We start from the raw sequence: 21515 nt of genomic DNA, 5'->3' as shown, positions 1-21515 counted from the left end.
CTTCTGGAACAATTTTTTGATGAGCAGGCATTGAGATGGTGGATAAGTCACAAGAAACGACGCACTTTGGTTTTCAGACCGTCGCGAAGGAACAAAAAGCGGATATGGTCGCCCACGTTTTCCATTCCGTGGCATCAAAATACGATGTCATGAATGATTTGATGTCATTCGGTATTCATCGTTTGTGGAAGCGATTCACGATTGATTGCAGCGGCGTACGCCGTGGGCAGACCGTGCTGGATCTGGCTGGTGGCACCGGCGACCTGACAGCGAAATTCTCTCGCCTGGTCGGAGAAACTGGCAAAGTGGTCCTTGCTGATATCAATGAATCCATGCTCAAAATGGGCCGCGAGAAGCTGCGTAATATCGGTGTGATTGGCAACGTTGAGTATGTTCAAGCGAACGCTGAGGCGCTGCCGTTCCCGGATAACACCTTTGATTGCATCACCATTTCGTTTGGTCTGCGTAACGTCACCGACAAAGATAAAGCACTGCGTTCAATGTATCGCGTGCTGAAACCCGGCGGCCGCCTGCTGGTGCTTGAGTTCTCGAAGCCAATTATCGAGCCGCTGAGCAAAGCCTATGATGCATACTCCTTCCATGTGCTGCCGCGTATTGGCTCACTGGTCGCGAACGACGCCGACAGCTACCGTTATCTGGCAGAATCCATCCGTATGCATCCCGATCAGGATACCCTGAAAGCCATGATGCAGGATGCCGGATTCGAAAGTGTCGACTACTACAATCTGACGGCAGGGGTTGTGGCGTTGCATCGTGGTTATAAGTTCTGACAGGAGACCGGAAATGCCTTTTAAACCTTTAGTGACGGCAGGAATTGAAAGTCTGCTCAACACCTTCCTGTATCGCTCACCCGCGCTGAAAACGGCCCGCTCGCGTCTGTTGGGCAAAGTGCTGCGCGTGGAGGTAAAAGGCTTTTCGACGTCATTGATTCTGGTGTTCAGCGAACGCCAGGTTGATGTACTGGGCGAATGGGCAGGCGATGCTGACTGCACCGTTATCGCCTATGCCAGTGTGTTGCCGAAACTTCGCGATCGCCAGCAGCTTGCCGCACTGATTCGCAGTGGTGAGCTGGAAGTGCAGGGCGATATTCAGGTGGTGCAAAACTTCGTTGCGCTGGCAGATCTGGCAGAGTTCGACCCTGCGGAACTGCTGGCCCCTTATACCGGTGATATCGCCGCTGAAGGAATCAGCAAAGCCATGCGCGGAGGCGCAAAGTTCCTGCATCACGGCATTAAGCGCCAGCAACGTTATGTGGCGGAAGCCATTACTGAAGAGTGGCGTATGGCACCCGGTCCGCTTGAAGTGGCCTGGTTTGCGGAAGAGACGGCTGCCGTCGAGCGTGCTGTTGATGCCCTGACCAAACGGCTGGAAAAACTGGAGGCTAAATGACGCCAGGTGAAGTACGGCGCCTATATTTCATCATTCGCACTTTTTTAAGCTACGGACTTGATGAACTGATCCCCAAAATGCGTATCACCCTGCCGCTACGGCTATGGCGATACTCATTATTCTGGATGCCAAATCGGCATAAAGACAAACCTTTAGGTGAGCGACTACGACTGGCCCTGCAAGAACTGGGGCCGGTATGGATCAAGTTCGGGCAGATGTTATCAACCCGCCGCGATCTTTTTCCGCCGCATATTGCCGATCAGCTGGCGTTATTGCAGGACAAAGTCGCTCCGTTTGATGGCAAGCTGGCGAAGCAGCAGATTGAAGCTGCAATGGGCGGCTTGCCGGTAGAAGCGTGGTTTGACGATTTTGAAATCAAGCCGCTGGCTTCTGCTTCTATCGCCCAGGTTCATACCGCGCGATTGAAATCGAATGGTAAAGAGGTGGTGATTAAAGTCATCCGCCCGGATATTTTGCCGGTTATTAAAGCGGATCTGAAACTTATCTACCGGCTGGCTCGCTGGGTGCCGCGTTTGCTGCCGGATGGTCGCCGTCTGCGCCCAACCGAAGTGGTGCGCGAGTACGAAAAGACCTTGATTGATGAACTGAATTTGCTGCGGGAATCTGCCAACGCCATTCAGCTTCGGCGCAATTTTGAAGACAGCCCGATGCTCTACATCCCGGAAGTTTACCCTGACTATTGTAGTGAAGGGATGATGGTGATGGAGCGCATTTACGGCATTCCGGTGTCTGATGTTGCGGCGCTGGAGAAAAACGGCACTAACATGAAATTGCTGGCGGAACGCGGCGTGCAGGTGTTCTTCACTCAGGTCTTTCGCGACAGCTTTTTCCATGCCGATATGCACCCTGGCAACATCTTCGTAAGCTATGAACACCCGGAAAACCCGAAATATATCGGCATTGATTGCGGGATTGTTGGCTCGCTAAACAAAGAAGATAAACGCTATCTGGCAGAAAACTTTATCGCCTTCTTTAATCGCGACTATCGCAAAGTGGCAGAGCTACACGTCGATTCTGGCTGGGTGCCACCAGATACCAACGTTGAAGAGTTCGAATTTGCCATTCGTACGGTCTGTGAACCTATCTTTGAGAAACCGCTGGCCGAAATTTCGTTTGGACATGTACTGTTAAATCTGTTTAATACGGCGCGTCGCTTCAATATGGAAGTGCAGCCGCAACTGGTGTTACTCCAGAAAACCCTGCTCTACGTCGAAGGGGTAGGACGCCAGCTTTATCCGCAACTCGATTTATGGAAAACGGCGAAGCCTTTCCTGGAGTCGTGGATTAAAGATCAGGTCGGTATTCCTGCGCTGGTGAGAGCATTTAAAGAAAAAGCGCCGTTCTGGGTCGAAAAAATGCCAGAACTGCCTGAACTGGTTTACGACAGTTTGCGCCAGGGCAAGTATTTACAGCACAGTGTTGATAAGATTGCCCGCGAGCTTCAGTCAAATCATGTACGTCAGGGACAATCGCGTTATTTTCTCGGAATTGGCGCTACGTTAGTATTAAGTGGCACATTCTTGTTGGTCAGCCGACCTGAATGGGGGCTGATGCCCGTCTGGTTAATGGCAGGTGGTCTGATCGCCTGGTTTGTCGGTTGGCGCAAAACACGCTGATTTTTTCATCGCTCAAGGCGGGCTGTGTAACGTATAATGCGGCCTTGTTTAATCATCATCTACCACAGAGGAACATGTATGGGTGGTATCAGTATTTGGCAGTTATTGATTATTGCCGTCATCGTTGTACTGCTTTTTGGCACCAAAAAGCTCGGCTCCATCGGTTCCGATCTTGGTGCGTCGATCAAAGGCTTTAAAAAAGCAATGAGCGATGATGAACCAAAGCAGGATAAAACCAGTCAGGATGCTGATTTTACTGCGAAAACTATCGCCGATAAGCAGGCGGATACGAATCAGGAACAGGCTAAAACAGAAGACGCGAAGCGCCACGATAAAGAGCAGGTGTAATCCGTGTTTGATATCGGTTTTAGCGAACTGCTATTGGTATTCATCATCGGCCTCGTCGTTCTGGGGCCGCAACGACTGCCTGTGGCGGTAAAAACGGTCGCGGGCTGGATTCGCGCGTTGCGTTCACTGGCGACAACGGTGCAGAACGAACTGACCCAGGAGTTAAAACTCCAGGAGTTTCAGGACAGTCTGAAAAAGGTTGAAAAGGCGAGCCTCACTAACCTGACACCCGAACTGAAAGCGTCGATGGATGAATTACGCCAGGCCGCGGAGTCGATGAAGCGTTCCTACGTTGCAAACGATCCTGAAAAGGCGAGCGATGAAGCGCACACCATCCATAACCCGGTGGTGAAAGACAATGAAGCTGCGCATGAAGGCGTAACGCCTGCCGCTGCACAAACGCAGGCCAGTTCGCCGGAACAGAAGCCAGAAACCACGCCAGAGCCGGTGGTAAAACCTGCTGCGGACGCTGAACCGAAAACCGCTGCACCTTCCCCTTCGTCGAGTGATAAACCGTAAACATGTCTGTAGAAGATACTCAACCGCTTATCACGCATCTGATTGAGCTGCGTAAGCGTCTGCTGAACTGCATTATCGCGGTGATCGTGATATTCCTGTGTCTGGTCTATTTCGCCAATGACATCTATCACCTGGTATCCGCGCCATTGATCAAGCAGTTGCCGCAAGGTTCAACGATGATCGCCACCGACGTGGCCTCGCCGTTCTTTACGCCGATCAAGCTGACCTTTATGGTGTCGCTGATTCTGTCAGCGCCGGTGATTCTCTATCAGGTGTGGGCGTTTATCGCCCCAGCGCTGTATAAGCATGAACGTCGCCTGGTGGTGCCGCTGCTGGTTTCCAGCTCTCTGTTGTTTTATATCGGCATGGCGTTCGCCTACTTTGTGGTCTTTCCGCTGGCATTTGGCTTCCTTGCCAATACCGCGCCGGAAGGGGTACAGGTATCCACCGACATCGCCAGCTATTTAAGCTTCGTTATGGCGCTGTTTATGGCGTTTGGTGTCTCCTTTGAAGTGCCTGTGGCAATTGTGCTGCTGTGCTGGATGGGGATTACCTCGCCAGAAGACTTACGCAAAAAACGCCCGTATGTGCTGGTTGGTGCATTCGTTGTCGGGATGTTGCTGACGCCGCCGGATGTCTTCTCGCAAACGCTGCTGGCGATCCCGATGTACTGCCTGTTTGAAATCGGTGTCTTCTTCTCTCGCTTTTACGTTGGTAAGGGTCGAAACCGGGAAGAGGAAAACGACGCTGAAGCAGAAAGCGAAAAAACTGAAGAATAAATTCAACCGCCCGTCAGGGCGGTTGTCATATGGAGTACAGGATGTTTGATATCGGCGTTAATTTGACCAGTTCGCAATTTGCGAAAGACCGTGATGATGTTGTAGCGCGCGCTTTTGACGCGGGAGTTAATGGGCTACTCATCACCGGCACTAAACTGCGTGAAAGCCAGCATGCGCAAAAGCTGGCGCGTCAGTATTCGTCCTGTTGGTCAACGGCGGGCGTACATCCTCACGACAGCAGCCAGTGGCAAGCTGCGACTGAAGAAGCGATTATTGAGCTGGCCGCGCAGCCAGAAGTGGTGGCGATTGGTGAATGTGGCCTCGACTTTAACCGCAACTTTTCGACGCCGGAAGAGCAGGAACGCGCTTTTGTTGCCCAGCTACGCATTGCCGCAGAATTAAACATGCCGGTATTTATGCACTGTCGCGATGCCCACGAGCGGTTTATGACATTGCTGGAGCCGTGGCTGGATAAACTGCCTGGTGCGGTTCTTCATTGCTTTACCGGCACACGCGAAGAGATGCAGGCGTGCGTGGCGCGTGGAATTTATATCGGCATCACCGGTTGGGTTTGCGATGAACGACGCGGACTGGAGCTGCGGGAACTGTTGCCGTTGATTCCGGCGGAGAAATTGCTGATCGAAACTGATGCGCCGTATTTGCTCCCGCGCGATCTCACGCCGAAGCCATCATCCCGGCGCAACGAGCCAGCCCATCTGCCCCATATTTTGCAATGTATCGCGCAATGGCGTGGGGAAGATACCGCATGGCTGGCTGCCACCACGGATGCCAATGTTAAAACACTGTTTGGGATTGCGTTTTAGAGTTTGCGGAACTCGGTGTTCTTCACACTGTGCTTAATCTCTTTATTGATAAGATTAAGTAACAGCATGGAGCGAGCCTCGCCGTCGGGTTCGGTGAAAATGGCCTGAAAACCTTCGAACGCGCCTTCGGTAATAATCACCTTATCACCCGGATAAGGGGTTGCCGGATCGACAATGTCTTTCGGTTTATATACCGATAGCTGATGAATCACCGCCGATGGGACTATCGCTGGCGACGCGCCAAAGCGCACGAAGTGGCTGACACCGCGGGTCGCGTTGATAGTCGTGGTATGAATCACTTCCGGATCAAATTCCACAAACAGGTAGTTGGGGAACAATGGTTCACTGACTGCAGTACGTTTGCCACGCACCATTTTTTCCAGGGTGATCATCGGTGCCAGGCAATTCACAGCCTGTCTTTCGAGGTGTTCCTGGGCACGTTGAAGTTGCCCGCGCTTGCAGTACAGTAAATACCAGGATTGCATAATGACTCTTATCCGTTTAATCGGGGCGCAAGGATAGCAAAAGCTTTACGCTAAGTTAATTATATTCCCCGGTTTGCGTTATACCGTCAGAGTTCACGCTAATTTAACAAATTTACAGCATCGCAAAGATGAACGCCGTATAATGGGCGCAGATTAAGAGGCTACAATGGACGCCATGAAATATAACGATTTACGCGACTTCCTGACGCTGCTTGAACAGCAGGGTGAGCTAAAACGTATCACGCTCCCGGTGGATCCGCATCTGGAAATCACTGAAATTGCTGACCGCACTTTGCGTGCCGGTGGGCCTGCGCTGTTGTTCGAAAACCCTAAAGGCTACTCAATGCCGGTGCTGTGCAACCTGTTCGGTACGCCAAAGCGCGTGGCGATGGGCATGGGGCAGGAAGATGTTTCGGCGCTGCGTGAAGTTGGTAAATTATTGGCGTTTCTGAAAGAGCCGGAGCCGCCAAAAGGTTTCCGCGACCTGTTTGATAAACTGCCGCAGTTCAAGCAAGTATTGAACATGCCGACAAAGCGACTGCGTGGTGCGCCGTGTCAGCAAAAAATTATCTCCGGCGATGACGTCGATCTTCACCGTATCCCCATTATGACCTGCTGGCCGGAAGATGCCGCGCCGCTGATTACCTGGGGGCTGACAGTGACGCGCGGCCCGCATAAAGAGCGGCAGAATCTGGGCATTTATCGCCAGCAGCTGATTGGTAAAAACAAATTGATTATGCGCTGGCTGTCGCATCGCGGCGGCGCGCTGGATTTCCAGGAGTGGTGTGCGGCGCATCCGGGCGAACGTTTCCCGGTTTCTGTGGCGCTGGGTGCCGATCCCGCCACAATTCTCGGTGCAGTCACGCCCGTTCCGGATACGCTTTCAGAGTATGCGTTTGCCGGATTGCTACGCGGCACCAAAACCGAAGTAGTAAAGTGTATTTCCAATGATCTCGAAGTGCCCGCCAGTGCGGAGATTGTGCTGGAAGGATATATCGAACAAGGCGAAACTGCGCCGGAAGGGCCGTATGGCGACCACACCGGTTACTATAACGAAGTCGATAGTTTCCCGGTATTCACCGTGACGCATATTACCCAGCGTGAAGATGCGATTTACCATTCCACCTATACCGGGCGTCCGCCTGATGAGCCTGCGGTACTGGGCGTGGCGTTGAACGAAGTGTTTGTGCCGATTCTGCAAAAACAGTTCCCGGAAATTGTCGATTTTTACCTGCCGCCGGAAGGCTGTTCTTATCGTCTGGCGGTAGTGACGATCAAAAAACAGTACGCCGGACACGCGAAGCGCGTCATGATGGGCGTCTGGTCGTTCTTACGCCAGTTTATGTACACTAAATTTGTGATCGTTTGCGATGATGACGTCAACGCACGCGACTGGAACGATGTGATTTGGGCGATTACCACCCGTATGGACCCGGCGCGGGACACGGTGTTGGTCGAAAATACGCCTATTGATTATCTGGATTTTGCCTCGCCTGTGTCCGGGCTGGGTTCAAAAATGGGGCTGGATGCCACGAATAAATGGCCAGGGGAAACCCAGCGTGAATGGGGACGTCCCATCAAAAAAGATCCGGATGTTGTCGCGCGTATTGACGCCATCTGGGATGAACTGGCTATTTTTAACAACGGTAAAAGCGCCTGATGCGCGTTTGTTTTGCCCTATTTATCGATCCGACAGAGAAAGCGCATGACAACCTTAAGCTGTAAAGTGACCTCGGTAGAAGCTATCACGGATACCGTATACCGTGTCCGAATCGTACCAGACGCGGCCTTTTCTTTTCGTGCTGGTCAGTATTTGATGGTAGTGATGGATGAGCGTGACAAACGTCCGTTCTCAATGGCTTCGACGCCAGATGAAAAAGGGTTCATCGAGCTGCATATTGGCGCTTCTGAAATCAACCTTTACGCGAAAGCAGTCATGGACCGCATTCTTAAAGATCATCAAATCGTGGTCGATATTCCGCACGGTGAGGCATGGCTGCGCGATGATGAAGAACGTCCGATGATTTTGATTGCGGGTGGCACCGGGTTCTCTTATGCGCGCTCGATTTTGCTGACGGCGCTGGCGCGTAACCCAAACCGTGATATCACCATTTACTGGGGCGGGCGTGAAGAGCAGCATCTGTATGATCTCTGCGAGCTTGAGGCGCTTTCGCTTAAGCATCCTGGTCTGCAAGTGGTGCCGGTGGTTGAACAACCGGAAGCGGGCTGGCGTGGGCGTACTGGCACTGTGTTAACGGCGGTATTGCAGGATCATGGTACGCTGGCAGAGCATGATATCTATATTGCCGGACGTTTTGAGATGGCGAAAATTGCCCGTGACCTGTTTTGCAGTGAGCGTAATGCGCGGGAAGATCGCCTGTTTGGCGATGCGTTTGCATTTATCTGAGATATAAAAAAACCCGCCCCTGACAGGCGGGAAGAACGGCAACTAAAACTTTATTCAGTGGCATTTAGATCTATGACGTATCTGGCAAACCATGCCCGATGCGACGCTGTCGCGTCTTATCGTGCCTACAAATAGTCCGAACCGTAGGCCGGATAAGGCGTTTACGCCGCATCCGGCAATTGGTGCACGATGCCTGATGCGACGCTGGCGCGTCTTATCAGGCCTACATTGGTGCCGGATCTGTAGACCGGATAAGGCGTTCACGCCGCATCCGGCAAGTGGTTAAACCCGCTCAAACACCGTTGCAATGCCCTGACCCAGACCGATACACATCGTCGCCAGACCAAACTGGACGTCTTTGTGTTCCATCAGATTCAGCAGCGTGGTGCTGATACGCGCACCGGAACAACCCAGCGGATGACCCAGCGCGATCGCGCCACCGTTGAGGTTGATCTTCTCGTCAATCTGCTCCATTAGCCCGAGATCTTTAATACACGGCAGGATCTGCGCGGCAAAGGCTTCGTTCATCTCGAATACGCCGATATCGCTGGCAGAAAGCCCCGCTTTTTTCAGCGCCAGCTTCGAGGCCGGAACCGGGCCGTAACCCATAATCGATGGGTCACAACCAACGACCGCCATCGAACGCACGCGGGCGCGCGGCTTAAGACCTAATTCTCGGGCGCGGCTTTCACTCATCACCAGCATGGCAGCTGCGCCATCGGAAAGCGCAGAAGATGTACCTGCCGTCACCGTACCGCTGACGGGATCAAACGCCGGGCGCAGCGTGGCGAGGGCTTCCACGGTGGTTTCCGGGCGAATCACTTCGTCGTAATTAAACTGCTTCAGGACGCCGTCGGCATCGTGACCACCGGTCGGGATAATTTCATTTTTAAATGCACCCGACTGCGTGGCGGCCCAGGCGCGGGCGTGTGACCGCGCGGCAAAGGCATCCTGCATTTCACGGCTGATACCGTGCATACGCGCCAGCATTTCTGCCGTTAAGCCCATCATGCCCGCCGCTTTGGCGACATTGCGGCTCAGGCCGGGGTGAAAATCGACGCCGTGACTCATCGGCACATGGCCCATATGCTCCACGCCGCCAACCAGACATGCCTGCGCATCGCCGGTCATGATCATTCGCGCTGCGTCATGTAATGCTTGCATGGATGAACCACACAGGCGATTGACGGTCACCGCCGGGACAGAGTGTGGTACTTCTGCCAACAGCGCCGCGTTACGGGCGATATTAAAACCTTGCTCCAGCGTCTGCTGTACACAGCCCCAGTAAATATCGTCGAGGGCAGCCGCTTCCAGCGCCGGGTTACGCGCCAGCAGGCTACGCATTAAATGAGCGGAGAGATCTTCTGCACGCACGTGACGAAAAGCACCGCCCTTCGAACGGCCCATCGGGGTGCGAATTGCATCGACAATGACAACCTGTTCCATTGTGACTCCTTAAGCCGTTTTCAGGTCGCCAACCGGACGGGCTGGCTCAACCGGGGGATAGTACGGTTCGTTATGACGCGCTTTATTACGCAGACCTTCCGGCACTTCATACATCGGGCCGAGGTGCTGATATTGTTGTGCCATATCGAGGTATTTTGCGCTACCGAGGGTGTCCAGCCAGCGGAACGCGCCGCCGTGGAACGGAGGGAACCCCAGTCCGTAGACCAGCGCCATATCCGCTTCTGCTGGAGTGGCGATAATGCCTTCTTCCAGACAGCGCACCACTTCGTTGACCATCGGGATCATCATGCGGGCGATAATCTCTTCTTCGCTGAAATCGCGCTTCGCGTGGCTGACCTCTGCCAGCAGGTCGTCAACGACGGCGTCTTCTTCTTTCTTCGGCTTGCCTTTACTGTCTTCTTTATAACGCCAGAAACCGAGGCCGTTCTTCTGACCAAAACGGTTGGCATCAAACAGCGCATCGATGGCATCGCGGTAATCTTTCTGCATCCGCTGCGGGAAGCCTGCTGCCATCACCGCCTGAGCGTGATGCGCGGTATCAATCCCCACAACGTCCAGCAGATATGCCGGCCCCATCGGCCAGCCAAACTGTTTTTCCATCACTTTGTCGATCTTGCGGAAATCCGCGCCGTCGCGCAGCAGCTGGCTGAAACCCGCGAAGTAGGGGAACAGCACGCGGTTAACGAAGAATCCGGGGCAGTCGTTAACCACAATCGGCGTCTTGCCCATCTTGCTCGCCCATGCGACGACTTTCGCGATGGTTTCGTCGGAGCTTTTCTCGCCGCGAATAATTTCCACCAACGGCATCCGGTGCACCGGGTTAAAGAAGTGCATCCCGCAGAAGTTTTCCGGACGTTCCAGCGCGTTGGCCAGTTCGCTGATAGGAATGGTTGAAGTGTTAGACGCCAGCACGGTATCCGGGCGTACTTTCTGCTCGGTTTCTGCCAGCACGGCTTTTTTCACTTTCGGGTTTTCAACAACCGCTTCTACCACAACATCCACGCGGTCAAACCCGGCGTAGTCGAGCGTTGGGTGAATTGTGGAGATCACGCCAGCCAGTTTCAGACCATCGATCTTGCCGCGCTCAAGCTGCTTGTTCAGCAGTTTCGCGGCTTCGGTCATGCCGAGGGTTAACGACTTGTCGTTGATATCTTTCATGACAACCGGCACGCCTTTCCACGCAGACTGGTAAGCGATGCCGCCGCCCATAATGCCTGCGCCCAGCACAGCGGCCTGTTTCGGGGTTTCAACATCTTTGGTGAGTTTCTTCGCTTTACCTTTTACATATTGATCGTTAAGGAAAATGCCGACCAGTGCGCGGGCTTCGTTGGTATGCGCCAGCGGGACAAAACTTTTGTTTTCCAGGTTTAAGGCTTCTTCACGACCAAAACGGGCCGCAGCTTCAATGGTTTTTACTGCGGTGATGGGGGCCGGATAATGTTTCCCCGCCGTTTGCGCGACCATCCCTTTAGCGATGGTGAAGCTCATGGTGGCTTCAATCTTGCTCAGTTTTAGCGGTTCCAGCTTCGGCTGACGTTTTGCTTTCCAGTCGAGGTCGCCGTTAATGGCCTGGCGTAAAATCGCCATCGCCCCTTCAACCAGTTTTTCTGCTTTGACTACGCCATCCACCAGACCGATTTTCAGCGCCTGATCCGCGCCGACATCTTTACCGGCGGCAATGATTTCCAGCGCACTGTCAGCGCCCAGCATACGTGGCATACGTACAGAACCGCCAAAGCCCGGCATGATGCCCAGTTTAGTTTCCGGCAGACCGATGCGCAGATCCGGCGTCGCCAGACGATAATCGGTCGCCAGCACGCATTCGCAGCCACCGCCCAGCGCATAGCCGTTGACAGCAGCAATGGTCGGCACCGGCAGATCCTCCAGGCGATTAAACACGCTATTGGCAAAGTGTAGCCACTGACTTAACTGTTCTTCAGGAACGAGGAACAGGGACAAAAATTCGGTGATATCAGCACCGACGATAAAGGCTGCTTTGTTCGAACGCAGCAGCAGCCCTTTTAGATCTGATTGCTGTTCCAGCACGCCGATGGCCTCGCCGAGGCTGGCGACGGTGGCAGTGTCGAGTTTATTAACTGAACCTGGGGCATCAAATACCAGTTCGGCAATGCCATCTTCCAGCCAGTCAAGGTACAGGGTGTCGCCTTTGTAAAGCATGTCAGTCTCCTGAATCCGCAAGGTGATCTGGTCGTACCAGATGAATCGAAGTGTGTATTTTGTGTTAAAAATATGCAAACAAAAGATTAAAGAAATGCCGATCTGATCACGCTCGGCAGAAATCACGCTCTGGATGAACGATGTGCTAAGATGCGGAGACTTAAGGTCAAAAAAACAGAAGGGTAAAAAATGGAATCACTGGCCTCACTCTATAAAAATCATATAGCTACCTTACAAGAACGGACTCGCGATGCGCTGGCGCGCTTCAAGCTGGATGCGTTACTTATTCACTCCGGCGAACTGTTCAACGTTTTTCTCGACGATCATCCTTATCCGTTTAAAGTGAACCCGCAATTCAAAGCGTGGGTGCCGGTAACTCAGGTGCCAAACTGCTGGTTGCTGGTGGATGGCGTGAACAAGCCGAAACTGTGGTTTTATCTGCCGGTTGATTACTGGCACAACGTCGAACCGCTGCCGAACTCCTTCTGGACTGAAGATGTGGAAGTGATCGCGCTGCCGAAAGCCGATGGCATTGGTAGCCTGCTGCCTGCTGCGCGCGGCAATATCGGTTATATCGGTCCGGTGCCGGAACGTGCGCTGCAACTGGGTATTGAGGCCAGCAACATCAACCCGAAAGGGGTGATCGACTACCTGCATTACTACCGCTCCTTCAAAACCGAGTACGAACTGGCCTGTATGCGCGAAGCGCAGAAAATGGCGGTCAACGGTCATCGCGCGGCAGAAGAAGCGTTCCGTTCTGGCATGAGCGAGTTCGATATCAACATTGCCTATCTGACCGCGACCGGTCATCGTGATACCGACGTACCTTACAGCAACATTGTGGCGCTTAACGAACACGCTGCGGTGTTGCATTACACCAAACTGGACCACCAGGCACCGGAAGAGATGCGCAGCTTCCTGCTGGATGCCGGGGCCGAATATAACGGCTATGCGGCTGACCTGACCCGTACCTGGTCGGCAAAAAGCGACAACGACTACGCACAGCTGGTGAAAGACGTAAATGATGAACAACTGGCGCTGATCGCCACCATGAAAGCAGGCGTCAGCTATGTGGATTATCACATCCAGTTCCATCAGCGCATCGCCAAACTGCTGCGTAAACATCAAATCATCACCGATATGAGTGAAGAAGCGATGGTCGAAAACGATCTCACCGGACCGTTTATGCCGCACGGTATCGGTCATCCGCTGGGCCTGCAGGTGCATGACGTAGCTGGCTTTATGCAAGATGATAGCGGTACGTACCTCGCGGCACCGGCAAAATATCCGTACCTGCGCTGCACCCGTATTCTCCAGCCGGGCATGGTGTTAACCATCGAACCGGGTATCTACTTCATCGAATCGCTGCTGGCACCGTGGCGTGACGGGCAGTTCAGCAAACACTTCAACTGGCAGAAAATTGAAGCACTGAAACCGTTCGGCGGCATTCGTATCGAAGACAACGTGGTGATCCACGAAAACAACGTGGAAAACATGACCCGGGATCTGAAACTGGCGTGATGGAAAGCTGGTTAATTCCTGCGGCACCAGTCACGGTCGTTGAAGAGATCAAAAAGAGCCGCTTCATAACGATGTTGGCGCATACCGATGGCGTTGAGGCGGCGAAAGCGTTTGTTGAATCGGTGCGGGCAGAACACCCCGATGCCCGCCACCATTGCGTGGCGTGGGTGGCGGGTGCGCCGGATGATTCTCAACAGCTCGGTTTCTCTGACGACGGGGAACCGGCGGGAACGGCCGGTAAACCGATGCTCGCCCAACTAATGGGCAGCGGCGTCGGGGAAATTACCGCTGTGGTGGTGCGCTACTACGGCGGCATATTGCTTGGTACCGGTGGGTTAGTGAAAGCGTATGGCGGCGGCGTGAATCAGGCGCTGCGCCAGCTAACGACCCAACGCAAGACGCCATTAACTGAATATACTTTGCAATGTGAATATAGTCAGTTAACCGGCATTGAAGCGTTGCTGGGGCAGTGTGACGGCAAAATTATCAACAGTGATTATCAGGCATTCGTTCTGCTGCGGGTGGCGCTTCCGGCGGCGAAAGTGGCTGAATTTTCCGCAAAGCTGGCGGATTTTAGCCGTGGTTCATTGCAATTGTTAGCGATTGAAGAATAATCCCCACTTCGTTTTGCAGAACTAAGGAAGCGGCAGAGATGCATTTTCGCGCCATTACCCGAATCGTTGGACTACTGGTCATCTTATTTTCAGGGACCATGATTATCCCTGGGCTGGTAGCACTCATCTACCGGGATGGAGCGGGCCGCGCTTTTACCCAGACCTTTTTTGTCGCCCTCGCCATTGGCTCTATGCTGTGGTGGCCGAACCGCAAAGAGAAGGGCGAACTGAAATCCCGTGAGGGGTTTCTGATAGTGGTGCTGTTCTGGACCGTGCTGGGTAGCGTCGGTGCGCTCCCTTTTATCTTCTCGGAAAGCCCGAACCTCACGATTACCGATGCGTTTTTTGAATCTTTCTCTGGCCTGACCACCACGGGAGCCACTACGCTGGTGGGGCTGGATTCGCTCCCTCATGCCATCCTCTTTTATCGCCAGATGCTGCAATGGTTTGGCGGGATGGGGATCATCGTGTTGGCGGTTGCGATACTGCCTATCCTCGGCGTGGGTGGGATGCAGCTCTATCGCGCAGAAATGCCCGGCCCGCTGAAAGATAACAAAATGCGCCCGCGAATTGCGGAAACGGCGAAAACCCTGTGGTTGATTTATGTCTTGCTGACCGTCGCCTGTGCGCTGGCGTTGTGGTTTGCTGGAATGGATGCCTTTGATGCCATCGGCCATAGCTTTGCGACTATCGCTATTGGCGGCTTCTCGACACATGATGCCAGTATCGGTTATTTCGACAGCCCGACTATTAACACTATCATTGCTATCTTCCTGCTGATCTCTGGCTGTAACTACGGTCTGCACTTTTCACTGTTAAGTGGGCGTAGTCTGAAGGTTTATTGGCGCGATCCGGAATTTCGCATGTTTATCGGCGTACAGTTTTCACTGGTGGTTATTTGTACACTCGTACTGTGGTTTCATAATGTCTACAGTTCGGCGCTGATGACAATTAACCAGGCGTTTTTCCAGGTGGTGTCGATGGCGACAACTGCCGGGTTTACAACTGACAGCATTGCCCGCTGGCCGCTCTTTTTGCCGGTACTGCTTTTATGTTCAGCTTTTATCGGCGGTTGCGCCGGGTCAACGGGCGGTGGCCTGAAAGTGATCCGCATCCTGTTGCTGTTTAAGCAGGGGAACCGTGAGCTGAAACGACTGGTGCATCCGAACGCCGTCTATAGCATTAAGCTGGGGAATCGCGCACTGCCGGAACGTATCCTCGAAGCCGTTTGGGGATTTTTCTCCGCCTATGCATTGGTGTTTATTGTCAGTATGCTGGCGATTATCGCCACGGGCGTGGATGACTTTTCTGCCTTTGCCTCGGTTGTTGCAACATTGAATAACCTGGGGCCAGGGCTTGGCGTGGTTGCTGATAACTTTACCAGTATGAACCCGGTGGCTAAATGGATCCTGATTGCCAACATGCTGTTTGGTCGTCTCGAGGTCTTTACATTGCTGGTGCTCTTTACCCCGACTTTCTGGCGTGAATGATGGAGTAATACGTGAAAACATTAATTCTTTTCTCAACAAGGGACGGACAAACGCGCGAGATTGCCTCCTACCTGGCTTCGGAACTGAAAGAACTGGGGATCCAGGCGGATGTCGCCAATGTGCACCGCATTGAAGAACCACAATGGGAAAACTATGACCGTGTGGTCATTGGTGCTTCTATTCGCTATGGTCACTACCACTCTGCGTTCCAGGAATTTGTCAAAAAACATGCGACGCGACTGAATTCGATGCCGAGCGCCTTTTATTCCGTAAACCTGGTGGCGCGCAAACCGGAGAAGCGTACTCCACAGACCAACAGCTACGCGCGGAAGTTTCTGATGAACTCGCAATGGCGTCCCGATCGCTGCGCGGTCATTGCCGGGGCGCTGCGTTACCCACGTTATCGCTGGTACGACCGTTTTATGATCAAGCTGATTATGAAGATGTCAGGCGGTGAAACGGATACGCGCAAAGAAGTTGTCTATACCGATTGGGAGCAGGTGGCGAATTTCGCCCAAGAAATCGCCCATTTAACCGACAAACCGACGCTGAAATAAGCATAAAGAATAAAAAATGCGCGGTCGGAAAATTATTTTAAATTTCCTCTTGTCAGGCCGGAATAACTCCCTATAATGCGCCACCACTGACACGGAACAACGGCAAACACGCCGCCGGGTCAGCGGGGTTCTCCTGAGAATTCCGGCAGAGAAAGCAAAAAAATGCTTGACTCTGTAGCGGGAAAGTGTATTATGCACACCCCGCGACGCTGAGAAAAAGCGAAGCGGCACTGCTCTTTAACAATTTATCAGACAATCTGTGTGGGCACTCGAAGATACGGATTCTTAACGTCGCAAGACGAAAAATGAATACCAAGTCTCAGGAGTGAACACGTAATTCATTACGAAGTTTAATTCTTTGAGCATCAAACTTTTAAATTGAAGAGTTTGATCATGGCTCAGATTGAACGCTGGCGGCAGGCCTAACACATGCAAGTCGAACGGTAACAGGAAGAAGCTTGCTTCTTTGCTGACGAGTGGCGGACGGGTGAGTAATGTCTGGGAAACTGCCTGATGGAGGGGGATAACTACTGGAAACGGTAGCTAATACCGCATAACGTCGCAAGACCAAAGAGGGGGACCTTCGGGCCTCTTGCCATCGGATGTGCCCAGATGGGATTAGCTAGTAGGTGGGGTAACGGCTCACCTAGGCGACGATCCCTAGCTGGTCTGAGAGGATGACCAGCCACACTGGAACTGAGACACGGTCCAGACTCCTACGGGAGGCAGCAGTGGGGAATATTGCACAATGGGCGCAAGCCTGATGCAGCCATGCCGCGTGTATGAAGAAGGCCTTCGGGTTGTAAAGTACTTTCAGCGGGGAGGAAGGGAGTAAAGTTAATACCTTTACTCATTGACGTTACCCGCAGAAGAAGCACCGGCTAACTCCGTGCCAGCAGCCGCGGTAATACGGAGGGTGCAAGCGTTAATCGGAATTACTGGGCGTAAAGCGCACGCAGGCGGTTTGTTAAGTCAGATGTGAAATCCCCGGGCTCAACCTGGGAACTGCATCTGATACTGGCAAGCTTGAGTCTCGTAGAGGGGGGTAGAATTCCAGGTGTAGCGGTGAAATGCGTAGAGATCTGGAGGAATACCGGTGGCGAAGGCGGCCCCCTGGACGAAGACTGACGCTCAGGTGCGAAAGCGTGGGGAGCAAACAGGATTAGATACCCTGGTAGTCCACGCCGTAAACGATGTCGACTTGGAGGTTGTGCCCTTGAGGCGTGGCTTCCGGAGCTAACGCGTTAAGTCGACCGCCTGGGGAGTACGGCCGCAAGGTTAAAACTCAAATGAATTGACGGGGGCCCGCACAAGCGGTGGAGCATGTGGTTTAATTCGATGCAACGCGAAGAACCTTACCTGGTCTTGACATCCACGGAAGTTTTCAGAGATGAGAATGTGCCTTCGGGAACCGTGAGACAGGTGCTGCATGGCTGTCGTCAGCTCGTGTTGTGAAATGTTGGGTTAAGTCCCGCAACGAGCGCAACCCTTATCCTTTGTTGCCAGCGGTCCGGCCGGGAACTCAAAGGAGACTGCCAGTGATAAACTGGAGGAAGGTGGGGATGACGTCAAGTCATCATGGCCCTTACGACCAGGGCTACACACGTGCTACAATGGCGCATACAAAGAGAAGCGACCTCGCGAGAGCAAGCGGACCTCATAAAGTGCGTCGTAGTCCGGATTGGAGTCTGCAACTCGACTCCATGAAGTCGGAATCGCTAGTAATCGTGGATCAGAATGCCACGGTGAATACGTTCCCGGGCCTTGTACACACCGCCCGTCACACCATGGGAGTGGGTTGCAAAAGAAGTAGGTAGCTTAACCTTCGGGAGGGCGCTTACCACTTTGTGATTCATGACTGGGGTGAAGTCGTAACAAGGTAACCGTAGGGGAACCTGCGGTTGGATCACCTCCTTACCTTAAAGAAGCGTTCTTTGAAGTGCTCACACAGATTGTCTGATGAAAATGAGCAGTAAAACCTCTACAGGCTTGTAGCTCAGGTGGTTAGAGCGCACCCCTGATAAGGGTGAGGTCGGTGGTTCAAGTCCACTCAGGCCTACCAAATTTGCACGGCAAATTTGAAGAGGTTTTAACTACATGTTATGGGGCTATAGCTCAGCTGGGAGAGCGCCTGCTTTGCACGCAGGAGGTCTGCGGTTCGATCCCGCATAGCTCCACCATCTCTGTAGTGATTAAATAAAAAATACTTCAGAGTGTACCTGCAAAGGTTCACTGCGAAGTTTTGCTCTTTAAAAATCTGGATCAAGCTGAAAATTGAAACACTGAACAACGAAAGTTGTTCGTGAGTCTCTCAAATTTTCGCAACGCGATGATGAATCGAAAGAAACATCTTCGGGTTGTGAGGTTAAGCGACTAAGCGTACACGGTGGATGCCCTGGCAGTCAGAGGCGATGAAGGACGTGCTAATCTGCGATAAGCGTCGGTAAGGTGATATGAACCGTTATAACCGGCGATTTCCGAATGGGGAAACCCAGTGTGTTTCGACACACTATCATTAACTGAATCCATAGGTTAATGAGGCGAACCGGGGGAACTGAAACATCTAAGTACCCCGAGGAAAAGAAATCAACCGAGATTCCCCCAGTAGCGGCGAGCGAACGGGGAGCAGCCCAGAGCCTGAATCAGTGTGTGTGTTAGTGGAAGCGTCTGGAAAGGCGCGCGATACAGGGTGACAGCCCCGTACACAAAAATGCACATGCTGTGAGCTCGATGAGTAGGGCGGGACACGTGGTATCCTGTCTGAATATGGGGGGACCATCCTCCAAGGCTAAATACTCCTGACTGACCGATAGTGAACCAGTACCGTGAGGGAAAGGCGAAAAGAACCCCGGCGAGGGGAGTGAAAAAGAACCTGAAACCGTGTACGTACAAGCAGTGGGAGCACGCTTCGGCGTGTGACTGCGTACCTTTTGTATAATGGGTCAGCGACTTATATTCTGTAGCAAGGTTAACCGAATAGGGGAGCCGAAGGGAAACCGAGTCTTAACTGGGCGTTAAGTTGCAGGGTATAGACCCGAAACCCGGTGATCTAGCCATGGGCAGGTTGAAGGTTGGGTAACACTAACTGGAGGACCGAACCGACTAATGTTGAAAAATTAGCGGATGACTTGTGGCTGGGGGTGAAAGGCCAATCAAACCGGGAGATAGCTGGTTCTCCCCGAAAGCTATTTAGGTAGCGCCTCGTGAATTCATCTCCGGGGGTAGAGCACTGTTTCGGCAAGGGGGTCATCCCGACTTACCAACCCGATGCAAACTGCGAATACCGGAGAATGTTATCACGGGAGACACACGGCGGGTGCTAACGTCCGTCGTGAAGAGGGAAACAACCCAGACCGCCAGCTAAGGTCCCAAAGTCATGGTTAAGTGGGAAACGATGTGGGAAGGCCCAGACAGCCAGGATGTTGGCTTAGAAGCAGCCATCATTTAAAGAAAGCGTAATAGCTCACTGGTCGAGTCGGCCTGCGCGGAAGATGTAACGGGGCTAAACCATGCACCGAAGCTGCGGCAGCGACGCTTATGCGTTGTTGGGTAGGGGAGCGTTCTGTAAGCCTGTGAAGGTGTGCTGTGAGGCATGCTGGAGGTATCAGAAGTGCGAATGCTGACATAAGTAACGATAAAGCGGGTGAAAAGCCCGCTCGCCGGAAGACCAAGGGTTCCTGTCCAACGTTAATCGGGGCAGGGTGAGTCGACCCCTAAGGCGAGGCCGAAAGGCGTAGTCGATGGGAAACAGGTTAATATTCCTGTACTTGGTGTTACTGCGAAGGGGGGACGGAGAAGGCTATGTTGGCCGGGCGACGGTTGTCCCGGTTTAAGCGTGTAGGCTGGTTTTCCAGGCAAATCCGGAAAATCAAGGCTGAGGCGTGATGACGAGGCACTACGGTGCTGAAGCAACAAATGCCCTGCTTCCAGGAAAAGCCTCTAAGCATCAGGTAACATCAAATCGTACCCCAAACCGACACAGGTGGTCAGGTAGAGAATACCAAGGCGCTTGAGAGAACTCGGGTGAAGGAACTAGGCAAAATGGTGCCGTAACTTCGGGAGAAGGCACGCTGATATGTAGGTGAAGCGACTTGCTCGTGGAGCTGAAATCAGTCGAAGATACCAGCTGGCTGCAACTGTTTATTAAAAACACAGCACTGTGCAAACACGAAAGTGGACGTATACGGTGTGACGCCTGCCCGGTGCCGGAAGGTTAATTGATGGGGTCAGCGCAAGCGAAGCTCTTGATCGAAGCCCCGGTAAACGGCGGCCGTAACTATAACGGTCCTAAGGTAGCGAAATTCCTTGTCGGGTAAGTTCCGACCTGCACGAATGGCGTAATGATGGCCAGGCTGTCTCCACCCGAGACTCAGTGAAATTGAACTCGCTGTGAAGATGCAGTGTACCCGCGGCAAGACGGAAAGACCCCGTGAACCTTTACTATAGCTTGACACTGAACATTGAGCCTTGATGTGTAGGATAGGTGGGAGGCTTTGAAGTGTGGACGCCAGTCTGCATGGAGCCGACCTTGAAATACCACCCTTTAATGTTTGATGTTCTAACGTTGACCCGTAATCCGGGTTGCGGACAGTGTCTGGTGGGTAGTTTGACTGGGGCGGTCTCCTCCTAAAGAGTAACGGAGGAGCACGAAGGTTGGCTAATCCTGGTCGGACATCAGGAGGTTAGTGCAATGGCATAAGCCAGCTTGACTGCGAGCGTGACGGCGCGAGCAGGTGCGAAAGCAGGTCATAGTGATCCGGTGGTTCTGAATGGAAGGGCCATCGCTCAACGGATAAAAGGTACTCCGGGGATAACAGGCTGATACCGCCCAAGAGTTCATATCGACGGCGGTGTTTGGCACCTCGATGTCGGCTCATCACATCCTGGGGCTGAAGTAGGTCCCAAGGGTATGGCTGTTCGCCATTTAAAGTGGTACGCGAGCTGGGTTTAGAACGTCGTGAGACAGTTCGGTCCCTATCTGCCGTGGGCGCTGGAGAACTGAGGGGGGCTGCTCCTAGTACGAGAGGACCGGAGTGGACGCATCACTGGTGTTCGGGTTGTCATGCCAATGGCACTGCCCGGTAGCTAAATGCGGAAGAGATAAGTGCTGAAAGCATCTAAGCACGAAACTTGCCCCGAGATGAGTTCTCCCTGACTCCTTGAGAGTCCTGAAGGAACGTTGAAGACGACGACGTTGATAGGCCGGGTGTGTAAGCGCAGCGATGCGTTGAGCTAACCGGTACTAATGAACCGTGAGGCTTAACCTTACAACGCCGAAG

16 protein-coding genes, 2 tRNA genes and 2 rRNA genes are annotated in these 21515 nt (G+C 53.0%); 17 read left to right on the top strand and 3 right to left on the bottom strand.

Annotated features, from left to right (window positions below; all coding sequences use genetic code 11):
• Window positions 1-35: 35 nt before the first annotated feature.
• The 7 genes from ubiE to tatD all read left to right on the top strand — a co-directional run bounded on the left by ubiE (window position 36) and on the right by tatD (window position 5517).
• Window positions 36-791 (top strand): bifunctional demethylmenaquinone methyltransferase/2-methoxy-6-polyprenyl-1,4-benzoquinol methylase UbiE, encoded by a 756-nt coding sequence (gene ubiE, locus AB4H76_RS22480; RefSeq protein ID WP_000227958.1) that lies wholly within the window; start codon window positions 36-38, stop codon window positions 789-791.
• A 13-nt stretch (window positions 792-804) separates the two neighbouring features.
• Window positions 805-1410, top strand: a complete 606-nt coding sequence (gene ubiJ, locus AB4H76_RS22475; protein ID WP_001309097.1) for a ubiquinone biosynthesis protein UbiJ — start codon at window positions 805-807, stop codon at window positions 1408-1410.
• Window positions 1407-3047 carry a ubiquinone biosynthesis regulatory protein kinase UbiB gene (ubiB, locus tag AB4H76_RS22470; RefSeq protein ID WP_077491766.1) on the top strand — a complete coding sequence of 547 codons (1641 nt, stop codon included), beginning with the start codon at window positions 1407-1409 and terminating at the stop codon, window positions 3045-3047. The genes ubiJ and ubiB overlap by 4 nt, the downstream gene beginning before the upstream one ends.
• A 78-nt stretch (window positions 3048-3125) precedes the next feature.
• Entirely contained in the window at window positions 3126-3395 is a 270-nt protein-coding gene (tatA, locus tag AB4H76_RS22465) for a Sec-independent protein translocase subunit TatA (protein WP_001295260.1), read from the top strand.
• Between the two features lie 3 nt (window positions 3396-3398).
• Window positions 3399-3914 carry a Sec-independent protein translocase protein TatB gene (gene tatB / locus AB4H76_RS22460; RefSeq protein ID WP_000459594.1) on the top strand — a complete coding sequence of 172 codons (516 nt, stop codon included), beginning with the start codon at window positions 3399-3401 and terminating at the stop codon, window positions 3912-3914.
• A 2-nt stretch (window positions 3915-3916) separates the two neighbouring features.
• On the top strand, window positions 3917-4693 hold the full coding sequence (gene tatC, locus AB4H76_RS22455; protein ID WP_000109943.1) for a Sec-independent protein translocase subunit TatC: 777 nt from the start codon (window positions 3917-3919) through the stop codon (window positions 4691-4693).
• 41 nt (window positions 4694-4734) lie between these two features.
• Window positions 4735-5517 carry a 3'-5' ssDNA/RNA exonuclease TatD gene (tatD, locus tag AB4H76_RS22450; RefSeq protein ID WP_077491764.1) on the top strand — a complete coding sequence of 261 codons (783 nt, stop codon included), beginning with the start codon at window positions 4735-4737 and terminating at the stop codon, window positions 5515-5517.
• Here tatD and rfaH read toward each other — a convergent pair.
• Window positions 5514-6002, bottom strand: coding sequence for a transcription/translation regulatory transformer protein RfaH (gene rfaH / locus AB4H76_RS22445; protein ID WP_001192406.1), 489 nt, complete (start codon window positions 6000-6002; stop codon window positions 5514-5516). The two genes, tatD and rfaH, sit on opposite strands and share 4 nt — an antisense overlap.
• 166 nt (window positions 6003-6168) lie before the next feature.
• Here rfaH and ubiD point away from each other — a divergent pair, with 166 nt between their 5' ends.
• On the top strand, window positions 6169-7662 hold the full coding sequence (gene ubiD, locus AB4H76_RS22440) for a 4-hydroxy-3-polyprenylbenzoate decarboxylase (protein ID WP_001401394.1): 1494 nt from the start codon (window positions 6169-6171) through the stop codon (window positions 7660-7662).
• Between the two features lie 45 nt (window positions 7663-7707).
• Window positions 7708-8409: an NAD(P)H-flavin reductase gene (gene fre, locus AB4H76_RS22435; RefSeq protein WP_000209826.1), complete on the top strand. Its 702-nt coding sequence runs from the start codon at window positions 7708-7710 to the stop codon at window positions 8407-8409.
• Between the two features lie 282 nt (window positions 8410-8691).
• Here fre and fadA read toward each other — a convergent pair whose 3' ends face one another.
• Window positions 8692-9855, bottom strand: a complete 1164-nt coding sequence (fadA, locus tag AB4H76_RS22430) for an acetyl-CoA C-acyltransferase FadA (RefSeq protein WP_000438708.1) — start codon at window positions 9853-9855, stop codon at window positions 8692-8694.
• A 9-nt stretch (window positions 9856-9864) separates the two neighbouring features.
• Window positions 9865-12054: a fatty acid oxidation complex subunit alpha FadB gene (gene fadB / locus AB4H76_RS22425; protein ID WP_085452751.1), complete on the bottom strand. Its 2190-nt coding sequence runs from the start codon at window positions 12052-12054 to the stop codon at window positions 9865-9867.
• A 189-nt stretch (window positions 12055-12243) separates the two neighbouring features.
• Here fadB and pepQ point away from each other — a divergent pair, with 189 nt between their 5' ends.
• The 8 genes from pepQ (at window position 12244) to AB4H76_RS22385 (ending at window position 21503) form a co-directional block, all read left to right on the top strand.
• A complete protein-coding gene (pepQ, locus tag AB4H76_RS22420) occupies window positions 12244-13575 on the top strand; it encodes a Xaa-Pro dipeptidase (RefSeq protein WP_085452752.1) in 1332 nt (443 codons plus the stop codon).
• A complete protein-coding gene (locus tag AB4H76_RS22415; protein WP_001296979.1) occupies window positions 13575-14189 on the top strand; it encodes an IMPACT family protein in 615 nt (204 codons plus the stop codon). Before pepQ ends, AB4H76_RS22415 begins: the two co-directional genes overlap by 1 nt.
• 38 nt (window positions 14190-14227) lie before the next feature.
• Window positions 14228-15679 carry a Trk system potassium transporter TrkH gene (gene trkH, locus AB4H76_RS22410; RefSeq protein ID WP_000545665.1) on the top strand — a complete coding sequence of 484 codons (1452 nt, stop codon included), beginning with the start codon at window positions 14228-14230 and terminating at the stop codon, window positions 15677-15679.
• Window positions 15680-15690: 11 nt separating this feature from the next.
• Window positions 15691-16236, top strand: a complete 546-nt coding sequence (gene hemG, locus AB4H76_RS22405; RefSeq protein ID WP_077492483.1) for a menaquinone-dependent protoporphyrinogen IX dehydrogenase — start codon at window positions 15691-15693, stop codon at window positions 16234-16236.
• A gap of 375 nt (window positions 16237-16611) precedes the next feature.
• Window positions 16612-18153, top strand: a 16S ribosomal RNA gene (locus AB4H76_RS22400).
• 68 nt (window positions 18154-18221) lie between these two features.
• A tRNA-Ile gene (locus tag AB4H76_RS22395) sits at window positions 18222-18298 on the top strand.
• A 42-nt stretch (window positions 18299-18340) separates the two neighbouring features.
• Window positions 18341-18416 (top strand) — tRNA-Ala (locus AB4H76_RS22390).
• Between the two features lie 183 nt (window positions 18417-18599).
• Window positions 18600-21503, top strand: a 23S ribosomal RNA gene (locus AB4H76_RS22385).
• Together the 16S and 23S rRNA genes with 2 tRNA genes alongside form the textbook arrangement of a ribosomal RNA operon.
• Window positions 21504-21515 lie beyond the last annotated feature (12 nt).

Origin of the sequence: Escherichia sp. UTM R2 (assembly GCF_048593455.1) — a bacterium.
Lineage (GTDB): Bacteria > Pseudomonadota > Gammaproteobacteria > Enterobacterales > Enterobacteriaceae > Escherichia > Escherichia coli.
Note: the sequence above shows the minus strand (reverse complement) of the source record. Positions and strands in the feature narration are given on the sequence as shown.